Origin of the sequence: Lentzea sp. NPDC058450, assembly GCF_042721395.1 — a bacterium.
Lineage (GTDB): Bacteria > Actinomycetota > Actinomycetes > Mycobacteriales > Pseudonocardiaceae > Lentzea.
The window spans coordinates 221,586-235,877 of the sequence record NZ_JBHXLO010000009.1; the positions used below are offsets into that span (position 1 = coordinate 221,586).

Genomic DNA, 14,292 nt, shown 5'->3' on the forward strand with positions numbered 1-14,292 from the left:
GCGCGCCATGACCGCGCTCGCTCTCGGCGGGTTCGGCATCGGTACCACCGAGTTCGCGACGATGGGGTTGCTGCCGCAGATCGCGGAGACGTTCGGCATTCCCGACTACGAAGCCGGGCACGCCATCAGCCTGTACGCCGCCGGCGTGGTCGTCGGTGCGCCGTTGATCGCTGTGCTCGGAGCCAAGCTGCCGCGCAAGGGCATGCTCATCGGACTCATGCTGGCCGTGGCGCTGGGCAACGGGCTGTCGGTGATCGCGCAGGACAAGACGCTTCTGCTCGTGTCGCGGTTTGTGGCCGGGCTGCCGCACGGCGCGTTCTTCGGCATCGCGGCGGTCGTCGCCGCCACGCTCGTTGCTCCCGAACGGCGAGGAACGGCCGTTGCGCGCGTGATGGTCGGTCTGACCGTGGCGAACCTTGTGGGCGTGCCGCTGGCAACGGCGGCGGGGCAGCAGATCGGGTGGCGCACGGCGTACATGGCCGTCGCGGTGATCGCGGTCATCACGGCGTTGGCCATCGCGGCCTGGGTGCCGCGGGTGCCCAAGGTCGAGGGTGCGTCGATGAAGGGCGAGGTCCGCGCGTTCGGACGGCCCACGGTGTGGTTCGCGATCTTCACCGGCATGATCGGCTTCGGCGGCATGTTCGCCGTCTACTCCTACGTCGCGCCGCTCACGACCGAGGTCGCCGGGCTGTCGGCGAGCGCGGTGCCGTGGATCCTCGCGGTGTTCGGGCTCGGCATGACGCTCGGCGCGGCCTTCGGCGGCCGGTTCGTCGACCGGTCGGTGACGGGCTCGGTGTTCGGCGGGCTGATCGCGGTCACCGTGATCCTCGTGCTGTTCGGGCTGCTCGCGGCGGTCCCGGTGTTCCTCTTCGCCTTCCTGTTCCTGCTGGGCTTCACCGTGCAGATCCTCGCGGCGGCCCTGCAGATCAAGCTGATGGACGCCTCCCCGGACGCGCCGTCGCTCGCGGCCTCGTCGAACCACTCGTCGCTCAACGTCGCGAACGGCGCGGGCGCGTGGCTCGGCGGTCTCGCCATCGCGGCGGGCTGGGGTTACACCTCCACGGCGTGGGTCGGCGTGGCCCTGTCGGTCGCGGGCCTGGCGATCGCGAGCGCGGCGCTGGTCTACGAACGGCGTTCCTTGACGCGCGCCACCACGAACCAGGCGACGCTGATGGCCAGCACCACGAGCACCCCGGTCGAGACCCAGCCCAGGTAGCGGTCGACGAGCTCGTAGTTGTCGCCGAGCGCGTACCCCGCGAGGATCAGCGCGGTGTTCCAGACGAGGCTGCCCGCCGCGGTGTAGAGCGTGAACTTCACGATCGGCATCCCGGACACCCCGGCGGGGATGGAGATCAGGCTCCGCACCACCGGCACCATCCGGCCGAAGAAGACGGCCTTGTTGCCGTGCTTGTCGAACCACGAGTCGGACTTGTCCACATCGGACGCCGACGTGAACGGGATCCTGTCCGCGACCTTCCGCAGCCTCTCCAGCCCGAGCCACGCGCCCAGCCCGTAGAGCACCAGCGCGCCGACGACGGAACCCGCTGTCGTCCACAGGATCGCGGCGACCAGCGAGATCTTGCCCTGACCGGCGGTGAACCCGGCCAGCGGCAGGATCACCTCGCTCGGCACGGGCGGGAACACGTTCTCCAGCGCGACCGCGAGGCCCGCGCCGGGCGAGCCCAGCGCCTCCATCAGACGGGTGATCCAGTCCATACCCGACGAACTACCCGTTTCGCCCCACGGCTCAACCCTCGGGTGGAGACGGATCTCCACCCTGGCTACAGCCCTGGGTCCACGCGCTGACCTGCGGAAATTCCTAACGTTTGTCAGCATGAACGCAACCGCAGAGATCGTCCTCATCGCCGCCGCGATCATCTACGTGATGGCCCGCAGGCTGATGGGAGAACCCGCCGTCGGCAAGCGCCTGCTGCTGCTCCCGGTGATCCTCGGCCTGATCGGCCTGACCCAGACCACACCGAACGGACTGGGATTCCTGCTGGTCAGCGTCGTGCTGAGCGTCGCGTTCGGCGTGTTGCGCGGACTCACCATCCGCACCTACGAGCAGAACGGCATCGTGATGCTCCGCTACACCGCCATGACGGTCGTGCTGTGGGTGGCGAGCATCGCCGCGCGGTTCGCCGTCGGGTTCGCGCTGGCCCCTTCCGGTGCCCAGGGCAACGGCCTGATGCTCGTCGTCGGCGCCGGACTGCTGGCCGAGGGCCTGGTCGTGATGTCGAAGGCCGTGCGGCACGGTGGTCAGGTCGTCTGGGCGAAGGGCCGGGCCGGCGCCCCGCACCGCACGTCGGCGCTCCTCGACTCCTGGCAGGAGAAGGTCCGCGAGACCCGGCATGATTCCTCTCGATGAAGCTCGCTGACGAGATGTTCCGGCCGCTGGTCACGCTGGTGCTCGCCGGGATCACGGTGATCCAGCTGGTGACCCGTCCGCCGTCGCTGCTCGCGCTGACCTGGACCGTGACCGCCGTGGTGATCGCCGCGGCGGTCACGGCCGTGTTCGCGCTCGACCGGTTCTCCGACCGCGGTCAGATCGTGGTCATCGGGGTGTTCGTGCTGGCCAGCGCCCCACTGTTCGCCCTGGCGCCCTCAACGGCCGGGGTCGCGTTCGTCTTCCTCGCCACCAGCACGGCCGGGCGGCAGCTCGAGTCGCGGCACGCCTCGGTCGCGCTCGCCGTCGCCGGGTCGGTGCTCGCGATGGTCTCGACGTGGGTGGCCGAGGCGCTCGGAGCAGCCGAGATCCCACCGTGGTGGCTCGGCCTCACCGCCGGGCTGCCCGTGTACTTCGGCCTGGTCCGCCGCGAGCGCGTCGCCGCCCAGGCCGCCGCCGAGTACACGGCGGTGCTGGAGGAACGCGGCCGCATCGCGCGCGAGATCCACGACGTCGTCGGGCACTCGCTGTCGGGCATCGCCGTGCAGCTCGACATGGCCGACGCGCTGCACGGCGCGGGCAAGTCGGCCGAGGCCAACGAAGCCGTGTTGCGGGCACGGGCGTTGGCGGTGTCCGGGCTGAAGGAGACGCGGCGGGCCGTGCACGCGCTACGAGAGAGCACGTTGCCGTTGACGGAATCGGTCGCACGGCTCGCGGAGACCCACGGTGCCGCGTTCAGCGGCTCGGGGGAGGGGCCGGTGAGCGTGGAGGTCGCGCAGACGGTGATCCGGGCGGCGCAGGAGGCGTTGACGAACGCCCACAAGCACGCGCGAGGGGCGAGGGTGGAGGTGGGGTTGGAGTACGCGCCGGGGGTGGTGAGGTTGGTGGTGGCCGACGGTGGAGGGGAACGGGCGGTGGGCAGTGGGATGAGGCCGGCCGGCGTGGAGGAGCGGGCCGTAGCCGGTGGGATGGGTCTGACGGGCATGCGGGAGCGCGCAGAGCTGTTGGGCGGCAAGCTCTTCGCCGGACCGGAAGGTCCAGGCTGGACGGTCAGGATGGAGCTGCCCCGATGATCAGGCTGTTGATCGTGGACGACCAGGCCGCCGTGCGCGACGGCCTCGCCGTCATGCTCGACCTCGACCCGGATATCACCGTCGTCGGCACCGCGCCCAACGGCCAGGAAGCCCTCACCGCCGTGGAAACCCTGACCCCCGAAGTCGTCCTGATGGACCTCAACATGCCGGTCATGGGCGGCGCCGAGGCCACCAGACAGCTCCGGCGGTCCCACCCCGAACTGCCGGTCGTCGTCCTCACCACGTTCGACGACGACGAGTCGATCTTGGAGGCGCTCCAAGCAGGCGCACGCGGCTACCTGACCAAGGACGCCGACCGGAAGACCGTCATCCAGGCCGTCAGGAGCGCCCACGCCGGCAACGCGATCCTCGACCCGGCCGTCCAGCTGCGGCTGCTCGACCTCGCGAGCAGGCGCACCACCCAGGACCCCGGCGTCGACCTCACGTCCCGCGAACGCGAGGTGCTCGACCTCATCGGCCAGGGCCTGCGCAACGGCGAGATCGCCAGGAAGCTCTTCATCAGCGAGGCGACGGTGAAGACGCACATCAACAACCTGTTCGCGAAGGCCGGGCTGCACTCGCGGGCGGACGCGGTGAGGCTCGCCCTCAAGCTCCGATGAATCAAGTCATGCACGGGCATTTCGCGTGACAACAATTGACAATCCTGGCGGAGACCTCCTACCTTCGGTGGTGCCGCCAGGAAGGAAGCACGATGAGAATCGCACTGACGGCTGCCGCGCTGATGCTGGTCACCGTCACTCCCGCGAGCGCGGCGCCCGCGTGGAGCCCCAACCCCGCGACCGACGGCCTGAAGGCGTTCGAGGGCATCGAGGTCGACCGCGGCAACAAGTTCCCCGACCGCAAGGGCAAGTACATCGTCGTCCAGGGCGACGCCTACCGGTTCAACATCTGGAAGAACGACCGCGACACCACCGGCGGCGGTGACCGCCAGCGCACCGAGTCCAAGGGCATGGTGTCCGGCGGCAACGCGCTGAAGATGAAGAACGGCGAGACGTGGGTCATCTCGTACGAGATGTACATGCCGTCGTCGCTGCACGGCACGTGCAAGTTCACGCACATCTTCCAGACCAAGACGCCCAGTACCAACGGCGGCCCGTGGACGACGTTGTCCCTGAGCCGCAGCGGTAACACCGAGACGATCCGAGCGCGCGCGTTCAGCACGGACGGCGCACCGGACATCGCCGCGACGAACCTGGCCCCGTTGCGCGACAAGTGGGTCACGGTCGAATGGACCATCACGCCCGGTTCCAGCGGCACGGTCGGTTTCGTGCTCCGCAACGGCACGGGTGCGAACGCGCCGATCGCGGTGCAGGGCAAGCGTTCCAGCGTGCGAATTCCGGACGAGGGCGACTACGTGCGGCCGAAGTGGGGCATCTACCGCTCGGTCGAGAGCGCGTCCTCGGACATCCTCGACACGTACATCAACTTCCGGAACTACTCGGCGACCAAGAAGTAGGACGCCAAGAAGTAGGAACCAGCCGGGTGGCCCGCCGATCTCGACCAGGTCTACCGTGGAACGCCTTCACTTCTGGAGGTCGACGGTGCGAGGCGCGATCGCGGCGGGCCACCCGCTCACCGCACAGGCGGGCGCGGCGATGCTGCGCGCCGGAGGCAACGCCGTGGACGCGGCCGTGGCGGCGATGCTCACGTCGTGCGTCACCGAACCACTGCTCACCGGCCTGGGCTCGGCCGGCTACATGATGATCGCCCCGGCCGGGGAAACCCCTGTGCTGCTGGACTTCTCGGCCGTCGCGCCGGGGCGCGGCCGGACCGGCGACAGGGCGCCGCTCGACCCCATCACCGTCCACTTCGGTGACGCCGAGCAGGAGTTCCACGTGGGACCGTCGTCGGTCGCCGCCTACGGAATGCCCGCCGGTGCCGCGAAAGCCGCCACGTACGGCCGTGCGCCGTTGCACGAACTCGTGGCCACGGCGGCGATGCACGCCCGTGAAGGCCATCGGGTCAACCGGTACCAGGCCTACGTCACGACGTTGCTGCTGCCGCTCGCGCGCGGCACGGGCCTCACCGCGTTGGAGGAGGGCGAGCTCCTCGTCCAGCCCGAGCTCGCCGAAGCTCTCGACCGGCTCGGCAGCGACGGCGCCACTCCGTTCTACGACGGCGACATCGCGACCGCGATCACCGACTGGATCACGGCCCAGGGCGGCGACCTCACCAAGCATGACCTGAAGGCCTACGAAGCCGTCGAACGCGAACCGCTGCACGTCACGCATCGAGGCCGTGACATCCACACGAACCCACCACCCGCCGCGGGCGGTGCGTTGCTCACGCAGATGCTCGAAGCGTTGCCGGACAACCCGTCGCAGCAGGACCTGATCCGCGCGCTCGCCACCCCGAAGACGCACCTCAACCGCCTCGGCTCCACGACGCACATCTCCGTGCTGGACGCGGACGGCACGGCGTGCAGCGTCACCACCACCAACGGCGCGGGCTCCGGCATCTCGATCGCGGGCGTGCACCTCAACAACATGATGGGCGAGGAGGACCTGTCGCCGGACGGGTTCTTCAGCCACGCGCCGGGCGACCGGCTGCCGTCGATGATGGCCCCGACCGTCGTGACCCACCGGGGCCAGACCGAGCTCGTGCTCGGCAGCGCCGGGTCGAGCCGGATCTGCGGCGCGATCCTGCAGGTGCTCGTGAACGTCCTCGACCGCGGCATGCCCGCACAGGAGGCCGTCGACGCACCCCGGATGCACCTGTCCGGGGACCACCTCCACGTGGAGCCGGGAATTCGACCGGAAAGCGAGCTGCCGGTCACCCGGTTCCGTGCGCCGAACATGTTCTTCGGCGGCTGCCAGGTGGTCGAAATGACCGGATCTGGCCTGCTCAGAGGTGGTGCAGATCACCGCAGGGACGGCGCGATCGTCGTCGTGTGAGACTTTGACCGCATAGTGGGATATCTAGTTTCCTGATTGACCGCTCAACGAGCACGATGACGGGGTGACAACACTCAGCGAGAGAAGATCCTCGCCGTTCTTGTCCCGCACGTTCCTCCAACTCTCCGGCATCAGCGTCGTGTCGGGCGTCTCGATGGCGTTCGCGTTGCCGTTCGGCTCGCTGTTCCTCACGAGCGAGATCAAGGTCTCCCCGTTCCAGCTCGGGTTCTTCCTGATCGTCAGCCCGATCGCGCAGGTGGTCGCCAGCACGATCATGGGGAAGCTGTCGGACGGCCGGGTGCAGCGGCGGTACATGCTCGCGGTGGGCGGTGTGGCGGGCGCGATCGGCTACGGCCTGTTCGCCGTGCTGCGCGACTACTGGTACCTGCTCGGCGCGTCCGTCGTGTTCATCGCGATCACGGGTTCGTTGCTGCCGCAGCTCTTCGCGTACGGCCGGCAGGTCTCCCAAGGGCCGTCGATGGTCGTCAGCGTGCTCCGGACGCTGCTGTCGGTCGCGTGGGTCGCCGGACCGCCGGTGGCCGCGTTGCTCGTCGCGCAGACCGGCTGGGTCGGGCTCTTCGGCGCGACCGCGGTCCTGCAGCTCGGCGTCGCCGTCCTCGCGCTCACCCTCCCGGTGCCGCCCGCGCAGGCCGAAGAGCCCGCGGCGAAGGAAGAAGCGGCCGGTCCGGCGCGCGGCAACATGATGGTCGTGTCCGCCGCTTTCCTGTTCCTGCAGGGGGCCGTGGCGCTCGCGGTGAGCGGCCTGCCGTTGTTCATCACGACGGAACTCCAGGGCACCGCCGGGGACGCCGGGCTCGCGATGGGCCTGTGCGCGGCGCTGGAGATCCCGATGATGCTGTGGTTCGGCTCGCTCGCGAACCGCATGTCGCAGCACAAGCTCGTGCTCATCGGCGCCGTGATCGCGTTGAGCTACCACGGCGTGATGGTGTTCACCGACTCCATCTGGCAGGTGATGGCCGCGCAGCTGCTGCACGCCACCGTCATCTCGTTGATCATGGGCGTCGGCATCACGTACTTCCAGAGCCTCGACCCGCTGCGGCCCGGCCACGCCACGACGATGTTCAGCAACACCCAGATCGTCGGCGGCATGGTCGCGGGCGCGTTGCTCGGCCTGTCCCAGCAGCTGGGGTTCCGCTGGGTCTACGGGTTCAGCCTCGCGATGAGCGTCTGCGGTCTCGCACTGCTGCTGGTCGCGGGCTCACTGAATCGTCGAGCCGGAGACCTTCGGCTTCTCCGCCGCGCCTAGGTAGAAGATCCCCTTGATCGTCTCGAAGCCGAGGCTGGGGTTGCGGCGCAGCGTGGAGCCCTCGACCGACATCGAGCCGGACTTGTCGTTGCTCACGAAGAACACCGCGCCACCGCCCTCGTTGGCGGAGTTGTCCTCGATCAACGACCCGGCGACGCGCAGCGTGAACGTGTTGCCGTCGTTGTAGATCGCGCCACCGCTGCCGCCGCCCGGCGTGCCTCCGCGGGCCGGGTTGGCGCCGCGGCCGATCGCCTTGTTGCCGCGCATCAGGCTGTTGAGCACCACGAACGACGCGCCGATGCTGCTCAGCGCACCGCCGTTGGAGCACACGCCGCCCTCGAACGTGCTGCTGGTGATGTAGATCGGCGACTTCTGCGCCCAGTCGGTCACCCGGATCGCGGCACCGCCGAGGTCGGGACCGTTGGTGTCGCACTTGTTGCCGGCGAAGCGCGAGTTCACGACCTTGAGCTGACCGCCGAGCACGAAGATCGCGCCGCCACCGCCGCCCTCGGTCTGGTCGCCGGTCGAGTTGCCGTCGGCGAGGGTGATGTTCTGGACGACGAGCCGCGGCCCGTTCTGCTCGATGATCCGGCGCTGGCCCTGGCCGCTCAGCGTGACCCGGCCGCCGCCGTCGAGCACGGTCCGCTGCCGCACCTTCGCGGTCGCGGCCATCGGGATGGTGTGCGGCTGCGCGCCGCAGTTGAAGGTCACGACGCCACCGGCGCCGAGCGCGTCGGTCACGGCCTGCGAGGTGCAGGACGCGGGCGTGCCGGTGCCGATCACGCGGGTGGGCTTGGAGGTGTCCTCGGCGGCGGCTTCCGGTGGCACGGCGACGGTGCCGTTCGGGTTGCCGAACTTCGCGACGGGAGGAGGCGGGGGCGGAGGCTGCTGCGCGGACGAGGCGGCGGCGCTGCTGCTCGACGCGGGGGTCGTCGTCACGACGGTGACGGTCTGCGACGTGGAGGTGGTCGGTAACTGCGGTGCTGCGACGGGGGAACCGGGGATCGCCGTGCCGCAACCCGCCACGAGGGCGGCAAGCAGCACGACGGCCTGTCTACCTGAGGGCATGGCGGGCACCCTAAACGGGCTGGGGAAGCTTGGCTACCACCGTTTTGGCCAGCAAGATCGCTCCAGGACAGAGAGTTGAAGGGTCCTTCACGTCCTTGTCCGCCAGCACGACGACGACCACCTCGAACCTTTCGTCTCGCAACGCCTTGTGCTGCAACGAGACCTCGCAGGCGCCGTCCTCGGGTTCGACGCGCGCGGGCCTGCCGACGTCCGCGGGCTCGCCGTCGTCGGGTTCGAACGGGCCCTGGCGGCTGAACTCGATGGCGATCTGGCGCTGCTGGTAGTCCCAGCCGCAGCCCCAGCTGCCGAGCTCGTTCCACGGGTACGGGGTCGCCTCGGATTTCAGCCGATCGCGGATGTCGCCCTTCTCCAGCAACGCGCAGGCGTTCGCGGAGGCGAGGGAGTCCTGCGGCCACGGGTGGTCGCGGCGAGGGATCCGGTCCACGGCGAGGACCTTGCGCGCGTGCCCGCCCGCCACGTCGGCGATCTCGCACAACGGGCGTTGCGACGTGCCGCCGGTCTTCACGTCGACCTGCAGGACGTTGCCGTCCACGAGTTCGACGGTCTTCGTGCAGATGTCGGGCGTGTCGGCCTGCGGCTCGAGCCGGCCCAGTTCGCCGTTGGGTTCCTTGGCGCCGTACTGCACGAACTGCTTGACGAAGTACTCCACCACCACGCCGTCGTCGCCCTTGTCGTCGAACGACAGCCAGGTCGCACAGCCGTTGAACCAGTACGACTTCTCATTGGCCGTGTCGGCCTTGCGCGCGCCGAACCGCTGGTAGTCGTCCACGGACGCGGCGAGCGCGCAGACGTCCATGGTGGCCGGGTCACCGACCGTGCCCGCCGCGGGACGCTGCCACAGGTAGACCCCGCCCGCCGCGACGACCAGCGCCAGGGCCGCCGCACCGAGCACGAGAGGCCGTCGGCGGCGGAGCTTGACGCCTTCCAGCAACGCGCGGACGTTCTCGGCGGCCGGGCGGTCCTTCGGGTCGCGCCGCAGCAGCTGGGCGAGCAGGTCGCCGAACGGGCCCGCGTGGCGTGCGGGCGTGATGTCGTAGGCCTTGGCACGGCGGAGCTGCTCGGCGGACCCGGCGTCCGGGGATCCCCACGGCGAGGTGCCCTCGACGGCGGCGAAGAGCGTGGCGCCCAGCGCGAAGACGTCCGCCGCGGGCCGCGCCTCGTGGCCGTCCGCGACCTCCGGGGCGAGGTAGGCGGGCGTGCCGGCCACGTCGCCGCCCCCGACCAGGGTCGTCTCGGCCCAGCGCGAGATGCCGAAGTCGCTGAGCTTCGCGACGCCGGTGTCGGTCACCAGCACGTTGCCGGGCTTGACGTCCCGGTGGACCATTCCCTTGGCGTGCATGGCGGTCAGCGCGTCCGCGAGCTGCGCGCCGATCCGCGCGGCGCGGTCGGGTGCGATCGGGCCGTCCGACTCGATGATCTCCGCCAGCGTGCGGGACGGCAGGTGCTCCAGCACCAGCCACTGCTCGGCGCCGTCGGTCACGGTGCCGAGGGTCGCGATCACGTTCGGGTGGCTCAGTTCGGCGCCGATGCGCGCCTCGCGGGCGGCGTCGCCGGTGCGCTTCAGCGCGACGGTCTCGCCGAGTTCCAGGTCGGTCGCCCGCCAGACCTCACCCATGCCTCCCGTGCCGAGATGCTGCTCCAGCCGGTACCGGTTCGCGATCGTCCGCCCAACCACAGATCCGGATCTTAGGGACGGGTCCCCGTTCTGGGGGAGGAGACTGCTCGGAATGTACGAAAGCCTCGCCCGGCAAGTGCCGCAGACCGTGCCCGGAGGGATCGTCGCGCTCGCTCTGGCGGGCCGCGTGAACAGCGCTCCGGTCGACGGGAGCACCGTCGTGTTCGGCCGCAACCGGCCCGACGTCGACATCTGCGTCGGCGAGAGCGACCTGCGGGTGTCGCGCCGGCACGGCGCGCTGACCTGCCGCGACGGCGGGTGGTGGGTGAGCAACCTCGGGCGGCTGCCGATCCGGCTGCCCCGGTCGCGGTGGCTCTTCCCGGACGAGGACGCGGTGCCGCTCGCGCACGGCTACACGCCGTTGTTCATCCGCGGCACCCGCGATCGGGAGCACCTGCTGGAGCTGTACGTGGCGGGGCCGGACGGCGGGCAGCCGTCAGTGCCGCACGGTGCGGTGACCGAGCCTCCGCGCCGTTGGCGGCTCACCGACGACGAACGACTGCTTCTGGTCGTGCTCGGCCAGCGCTACCTGATGCACGAGGCGAACCCACAACCGCTGGCACGGCAGCACGTCGCCACCGTTATGTCGGATTTGCGGCCTGACGAGCAGTGGAGCCACAAGAAGGTCGAACACATGGTGGCCGCGGTGCGGGCCCGGCTGTCACGCGAAGGAGTGCCCGGACTGGTTCGCGAGGAGGTCGGCGAGCCCGTCGGGAACGCGTTGAACGACAACCTGATGCGGGAACTCGTCCTGTCGACCACGCTGGTGCCGCCAGATCTTGCGCTGATCGACGCTCTGTCCTGAACATGGCAGTGCTGAACCGGTTCCGTTGCCTGAAAATGCCACGAGATCAAGGCGTTCTGCAGGTGTTTCCCTTCCGTGACACGGAAACCGGAACAAGATCCGGTTTTTCGCCACTTGCGCGACGGGTGTCCGCAGGTGCGGGACGGTGCTTAGCCTGACTCACGAGTCAGGAATCAGCACTCGATTGACCCACCCGTCGTCACGGTGTGTAGACGGAACGGGCTAACGGCCGACACAGCGTGCGGTCCATTGAGTTCAAACAACCCGTTCGTGAAAGAACCACACGTTCGAGTGGCCGTGTGTCCCTGGCACACTGCGCTCCGTGCCGACCCAGTTCCCCGACGAACCACCGACCGAGCGCCACCTGGCGCCCGACCCCGCGTTGATGGAGGCCGCCCGAGCCAGGGGCGCCGCTCGCTGGGCCGCTGCCGGTGACCGCGCGGAACAGGGGGAGCAACCGAAACAGGTCGGTCCGCTCAAGCCGCGTGCCGCCGCGATCGCCGCCATCGTCGCGTTGCTCGTGCTCGGCGGGATCGCGATCATCACGTTCAACGGCGGCTCCGGCACCGGCACCACCGACGTGGCGAACCCCTCGCACAGCTACATCCCCGGCATGATCACCCCGCCCGAGGACCTGCCCGAGGACTCGGCGTCGAACAGCCTGAACCCGACGCTCGCCTCCTCCGCGCTCGGCCTGATGCCGACGACCACGCAGAACGCCGTGCCGGCACCCCCCGGCGGCGACGCGGGACGGGCGCCCGGCGGTGCCAAGTCGTTCACGACCGGGCCCGGCTGCGGCGGCTACACCAGCGTCGGCTCGTACCGCGACGGCAAGAAGGGCTGGGTCGACCACGGCGACGGCAAGTGCGGCTCGACGTTCGTGTCGATCCCGATGTCCGGTGACTCCCGCCGCGACGACAGCTCCGCCTACGGCGTGTGGACGTTCGCGGTCACCGGCACGTGCGACGTCTCCGTGCACGTCCCGAGCGGCGGCCTGGAGGAGGTCGGGGGTAATCCGACCGTGTACAACGTCTACGACCGCAGCGGGGTCGGCGGCACGCCCATGGCGTCGTTCGCGATCAAGCAGGTCGACAAGCGCGGCCAGTGGGTCGCCGCCGGGAAGTTCAAGGCCAGCGGAAACCTGACCGTGCAGCTGCTCACCCGAGGTCAGGACTGGAACAACTCCGGACCCACCTACGCCCATCACGCCGCGAGTGCCATCAAGGCAGACTGCACGGCGTGACAAGAGATCTTCACCTGGTCCGGCACGGCGAAGCGACGAAGGACGAGTCGAGGCTGACCGCGCTCGGCCGCAAGCAGGCGGCAGCGCTGGCCGAACGGTTGCGGGGCACGGGTTTCGCGGCCGTGCACCACGGTCCGCTCCCGCGCGCGACCGAGACGGCGTCGATCATCGCGGACGTGCTGAAGGTGCCCTGCCGGGTCGAGGCAGCGGCGGACGACTTCGTCCCGCACTTCGTCCCCGACCACGACGAGTTCTTCGACCAGTTCCCCGAGTCCGAACGCACCCGCGGGCCCGCTCTGGCGCACGAGGCCGAGACGCGGTTCGCCCGGCCCGGCGACGGACCGGTGCTGGTCGTGACGCACGCGTTCCTGATCGGCTGGCTCGTGCGGGACGCGCTGGACGCCCCGCCCGAGAGCTGGCTGACGCTGAACCACGACAACGCGGCGCTGACGGTCATCCGCTACACGACCGGCCAGTCACCGCGTCTCGTGCGGTTCAACGACTCAGGGCACCTCAGCTCGCTTTGAGCGTCAGCAAGCTGATCTCACTGGGCGCGAAGACGCGCATCGGCGGGCCCCAGAAGCCGGAGCCGCGGCTGGTGTAGAGCTGGGTGCGGTCGCTGTGCCTCGACAGGCCGGCGACCACCGGCTGCTGGAGTCGCACCAGGTAGTGGAACGGCCAGATCTGCCCGCCGTGCGTGTGCCCGGACAGCTGCAGGTCCACGCCCGCCTCGACGGCCTTGCCGATCTCCGACGGCTGGTGCGCCAGCAGCACGACCGGCGCGGTGGAGTCGGCGCCGCGCAGCGCGTGCGCGAGGTCAGCGGCGTGGCCGGGCTCGCCGGAGTGGCTCGCCGTGATGTCGTCGGTGCCCGCGAACACCAGCTTCGCCTCGCCGCGGGTGAGCGTCTCGTGCTCGTTGCGCAGCGCCTTCCAGCCGAGCCTGGTCATCAGGTCGACCCAGCCCTGGCCGTTCGAGTAGTACTCGTGGTTGCCGGTGATGTAGAAGCGGTGCGGCGTGTTCACGTCGCCGAGCGGGGTGGCCTGCTCCAGGCGCTGCTCGGCGGTGCCGTCCGCGATGTCACCGACGTGCACGGCGACGTCCGCGTTCAGGCCGTTGACCGCGTCGACCATGCCGCGCGACCACTTGGCGCGGTTGATGGCGCCGTAGTGCGTGTCGGTGATGACCGCGACGGTCAGGCCGTCGAACGCGGGGTCGAGGCGGGGAATCGTCACGTCGTGCCGCTTGATCCGCGGCACGCGCATCGCCTCGTACACGCCGTACACCGTCACGGTGACGATGAGCACCGCGAGCAGCACGGCGATGAAACGGCTGCGGAACGGGTTCTCGACGCCCGCGAGCGCCATGCCGAGCCGCACGACGTCGGTCAGCAGCGTCCACACGAACGCGATCCACACGAACCCCAGCAGGAACTGGGAGATCCGCGCGGCCCGGTCGCTGGACCGTTGCGTGAACAGCACCATCATCGCGACGGCCGCGGCGACGAACACGATGGCCGCGATCGGGCGGACCGGGTCGGGCCACTCCGCGCTGGCCGCGAACAGGCCCTCGAACGGCACCCAGAACAGCAGTGTCGTCACGGTGAGGAGGACGAGCGTGAACACCACCCGCCGAACCGTGACGCGGGGCCGGGTAGCGGTGGTCGTCATCTGGTACATCCTCCTGAGTCAGCTGCCTTAGACCTGGTTCAACGCTCGACGGCCGCAGTTTGTTCGCTCTGTCGTGATTTGACGTCCGTCACAGGCGTTTTCCCTGTTCGGACGCAACCGCGTGACCGTTGGCGAGTCCTCTAATCAACACCGGAACAGCCGCCGGGACCC

At 69.7% G+C, this 14,292-nt stretch carries 14 protein-coding genes; 10 read left to right on the top strand and 4 right to left on the bottom strand.

What is annotated here, in order from left to right; translation table 11 throughout:
* Window positions 1–7 precede the first annotated feature (7 nt).
* On the top strand, window positions 8–1,216 hold the full coding sequence (locus ACFWNN_RS17300) for an MFS transporter (RefSeq protein ID WP_382440909.1): 1,209 nt from the start codon (window positions 8–10) through the stop codon (window positions 1,214–1,216).
* Here ACFWNN_RS17300 and ACFWNN_RS17305 read toward each other — a convergent pair.
* Window positions 1,123–1,716 (bottom strand): DedA family protein, encoded by a 594-nt coding sequence (locus tag ACFWNN_RS17305; protein WP_382440910.1) that lies wholly within the window; start codon window positions 1,714–1,716, stop codon window positions 1,123–1,125. The two genes, ACFWNN_RS17300 and ACFWNN_RS17305, sit on opposite strands and share 94 nt — an antisense overlap.
* Window positions 1,717–1,834: 118 nt before the next feature.
* On the opposite strand from ACFWNN_RS17305, the gene ACFWNN_RS17310 reads away from it, so the two are divergent.
* From ACFWNN_RS17310 to ACFWNN_RS17335, 6 genes are all read left to right on the top strand, one after another.
* Window positions 1,835–2,368, top strand: coding sequence for a DUF1453 domain-containing protein (locus ACFWNN_RS17310; RefSeq protein ID WP_382440911.1), 534 nt, complete (start codon window positions 1,835–1,837; stop codon window positions 2,366–2,368).
* Complete coding sequence (locus tag ACFWNN_RS17315; protein ID WP_382440912.1) at window positions 2,365–3,459, top strand: sensor histidine kinase; 1,095 nt, start codon at window positions 2,365–2,367, stop codon at window positions 3,457–3,459. Before ACFWNN_RS17310 ends, ACFWNN_RS17315 begins: the two co-directional genes overlap by 4 nt.
* A complete protein-coding gene (locus ACFWNN_RS17320; RefSeq protein ID WP_382440913.1) occupies window positions 3,456–4,079 on the top strand; it encodes a response regulator in 624 nt (207 codons plus the stop codon). Before ACFWNN_RS17315 ends, ACFWNN_RS17320 begins: the two co-directional genes overlap by 4 nt.
* A 92-nt stretch (window positions 4,080–4,171) precedes the next feature.
* On the top strand, window positions 4,172–4,936 hold the full coding sequence (locus tag ACFWNN_RS17325) for a hypothetical protein (protein ID WP_382440914.1): 765 nt from the start codon (window positions 4,172–4,174) through the stop codon (window positions 4,934–4,936).
* An 85-nt stretch (window positions 4,937–5,021) separates the two neighbouring features.
* On the top strand, window positions 5,022–6,374 hold the full coding sequence (locus tag ACFWNN_RS17330; RefSeq protein ID WP_382440915.1) for a gamma-glutamyltransferase: 1,353 nt from the start codon (window positions 5,022–5,024) through the stop codon (window positions 6,372–6,374).
* Between the two features lie 64 nt (window positions 6,375–6,438).
* A complete protein-coding gene (locus ACFWNN_RS17335) occupies window positions 6,439–7,641 on the top strand; it encodes a sugar efflux transporter (RefSeq protein WP_382440916.1) in 1,203 nt (400 codons plus the stop codon).
* Here ACFWNN_RS17335 and ACFWNN_RS17340 read toward each other — a convergent pair.
* Both ACFWNN_RS17340 and ACFWNN_RS17345 read right to left on the bottom strand, forming a co-directional pair.
* Window positions 7,594–8,709, bottom strand: a complete 1,116-nt coding sequence (locus tag ACFWNN_RS17340; protein WP_382440917.1) for a hypothetical protein — start codon at window positions 8,707–8,709, stop codon at window positions 7,594–7,596. The two genes, ACFWNN_RS17335 and ACFWNN_RS17340, sit on opposite strands and share 48 nt — an antisense overlap.
* Before the next feature lie 10 nt (window positions 8,710–8,719).
* Window positions 8,720–10,405, bottom strand: a complete 1,686-nt coding sequence (locus tag ACFWNN_RS17345) for a serine/threonine-protein kinase (protein WP_382440918.1) — start codon at window positions 10,403–10,405, stop codon at window positions 8,720–8,722.
* 52 nt (window positions 10,406–10,457) lie between these two features.
* On the opposite strand from ACFWNN_RS17345, the gene ACFWNN_RS17350 reads away from it, so the two are divergent.
* The 3 genes from ACFWNN_RS17350 to ACFWNN_RS17360 all read left to right on the top strand — a co-directional run bounded on the left by ACFWNN_RS17350 (window position 10,458) and on the right by ACFWNN_RS17360 (window position 12,980).
* Window positions 10,458–11,210, top strand: a complete 753-nt coding sequence (locus ACFWNN_RS17350) for an FHA domain-containing protein (RefSeq protein WP_382440919.1) — start codon at window positions 10,458–10,460, stop codon at window positions 11,208–11,210.
* Between the two features lie 322 nt (window positions 11,211–11,532).
* Window positions 11,533–12,453: a hypothetical protein gene (locus ACFWNN_RS17355; protein ID WP_382440920.1), complete on the top strand. Its 921-nt coding sequence runs from the start codon at window positions 11,533–11,535 to the stop codon at window positions 12,451–12,453.
* Complete coding sequence (locus ACFWNN_RS17360) at window positions 12,450–12,980, top strand: histidine phosphatase family protein (RefSeq protein WP_382440921.1); 531 nt, start codon at window positions 12,450–12,452, stop codon at window positions 12,978–12,980. The genes ACFWNN_RS17355 and ACFWNN_RS17360 overlap by 4 nt, the downstream gene beginning before the upstream one ends.
* Here the strand turns inward: ACFWNN_RS17360 and ACFWNN_RS17365 are convergent.
* Complete coding sequence (locus ACFWNN_RS17365) at window positions 12,967–14,121, bottom strand: metallophosphoesterase (protein WP_382440922.1); 1,155 nt, start codon at window positions 14,119–14,121, stop codon at window positions 12,967–12,969. The genes ACFWNN_RS17360 and ACFWNN_RS17365 overlap by 14 nt on opposite strands.
* Between the last annotated feature and the right edge of the window lie 171 nt (window positions 14,122–14,292).